At 64.1% G+C, this 2170-nt stretch carries 2 protein-coding genes; both read right to left on the reverse strand.

Features of this window, described 5'->3' with window-relative positions; genetic code table 11:
• Positions 1 to 955 (reverse strand): ABC transporter permease (locus I73_RS26705; RefSeq protein WP_022980110.1); only part of this gene is annotated, 955 nt, incomplete at its 3' end.
• Positions 956 to 968: 13 nt separating this feature from the next.
• The gene (locus tag I73_RS07840; protein WP_022980111.1) at positions 969 to 2084 is read right to left on the reverse strand and encodes an ABC transporter ATP-binding protein; all 1116 of its coding nucleotides are present in this window, start codon (positions 2082 to 2084) and stop codon (positions 969 to 971) included.
• Between the last annotated feature and the right edge of the window lie 86 nt (positions 2085 to 2170).

Genomic DNA, 2170 nt, shown 5'->3' on the forward strand with positions numbered 1-2170 from the left:
GCAGGGGACAGGCGCACATCAGCGGGCTCCTGGGGTTCAGCCTGGTACTTTTGAAGATGGCCAGTGGCACGATGATCAGCAGGATCATCACCACCGCGACGGTGGCGGCCATCGGCCAGTCGTTGTTCGAGAAGAACTCGTCCCAGACCACGCGGCCGATCATCATCGTCTCCGGCCCGCCCAGCAGTTCGGGGATGACGTACTCGCCGACACAGGGGATGAAGACCAGCATGGAGCCGGCGATGATCCCCGCCTTGGACAGCGGCACGGTGATCTTCCAGAACGTCACCCAGGGTGTGGAGCCCAGGTCGGCGGCGGCCTCGAGCAGACGGACGTCCATCTTGGCCAGGTTGGAGTACAGCGGCAGGATCATGAAGGGCAGGTAGGTGTAGGTCATGCCCAGCACCAGCGAGAAATGCGTGTTCATGAACTTGCCCGGCGCCGAGATCAGGCCCAGGGCCAGCAGCACCTGGTCCAGGCCGGTGGAGATCAGCAGGTCGGCCACCCAGCCATGCTCGCTCAGCAGGCCCTTCCAGGCGTAGACACGCAGCAGGAAGGAGGTCCAGAAGGGCAGCATCACCAGCATCAGCAGGGCGGGCTGCGCGGTGGACTTGGCCCGTGCCATGAAGTAGGCGAAGGGGTAGCCGATGAACAGGCAGAGCACGGTGGTGGCTGCGGCGTACTTCAGGCTGGCGACATAGGTCATCCAGTAGAGGTCGTCGCTGGCCAGGAAGCTGTAGTTGCCCAGCTTGATCACCAGGGTGATCACGCCATCGGCGTAGGACAGGATGTTCTTGACGACCACCGCGTCCATTTCCGAGATGCTGATCTTGGCCAGGATCAGGAAGGGAAACAGGAAGAAGACCAGCAGCCAGGCGTAGGGCAGGCCGATGACACCCAGGCGGCCGCGCAGCCAGCTGGGCCGATGCGTGAGGAGATGGATCAGGCGTTCCATGGCGGTGGTGTCCTCACTGGGTGAGCACGACATGGGCCGAGCGCGACCAGTGCGCCCAGACCTTGTCGCCCCAGGTCAGCTCGTCCTCGCGCTGGCGCACGGTGTTGGCCATGCTCACCTTCAGGGTGGCACCGCTGCCCAGCTTCAGGCGGTAGACGGTGAAGCTGCCGAAGTAGGACATCTCCTCGATGACGCCTTCGGTGCAGTTGAACTCGTCGGCCGGCTTGTGGCGGGTCAGGTGGATCTTCTCGGGGCGCAGGGCCACGGTGACCGGCATGCCCAGCGTGCCGGTGATGCCGTGCCCGACATAATGCTTGCAGTCCTCGCCGGCGATGACGACGTGGTCGTTCTCATCGACTTCGACCGTGCCGTCCATCATGTTCACGTTGCCGATGAAGTCGGCCACGAAGCGGGTCTGCGGAGTCTCGTAGATCTCGCTGGGCGAGCCCACCTGCAGGAAGCGGCCCTCGCTCATGACGGCGATGCGGCTGGCCATGGTCATGGCCTCTTCCTGGTCGTGGGTCACCATCACGCAGGTCACACCGACCTGCTCGATGATGTTCACCAGTTCGATCTGGGTCTGCTCGCGCAGCTTCTTGTCCAGGGCGCCCAGCGGCTCGTCCAGCAGCAGCATTTGCGGTTGCTTGGCCAGGCTGCGGGCCAGGGCCACCCGCTGCTGCTGGCCGCCGGAGAGCTGGTGGGGCTTGCGCTTGGCGTATTTGCCCAGCTGCACCAGCTTGAGCATGGCCTCGACGCGGTCCGCGACCGCGTCTCGGGCCATGCCATCACGACGCAGGCCGAACGCGATGTTGTCCCACACCGTGAGGTGGGGGAACAGCGCGTACGACTGGAACATCATGTTCAGCGGCCGGTCATAAGGCGGGAGACCCGCCAGGTCCTGGCCGTTGAGAATGATCTTTCCCGAGGTGGGGGTCTCGAACCCCGCCAACATCCGCAGCAAGGTCGTCTTGCCGCAGCCGGAAGAACCCAGGAGGGCGAAGATTTCGCCCTTGGCGATGTCCAGGCTGACGTTGTTGACGGCCTTGTACCCTCCGAAATCCTTCACCACGTTGTGGATCTGGAGGAAGGCACTGTCGTCGCGGGCGGTGCTGGCGGGGGATTGCGTCAAGGGGCGTGCCTGTTCCTCACAGNCCGCTCTTGAAGCATTAAAAGTTGCGGGTCTGCAGGCGGCGCAGGTCGTGTTCAGCGAGTCCG

The sequence above is a fragment of the Ideonella sp. B508-1 genome (assembly GCF_000333615.1).
Taxonomy (GTDB): domain Bacteria; phylum Pseudomonadota; class Gammaproteobacteria; order Burkholderiales; family Burkholderiaceae_C; genus Ideonella.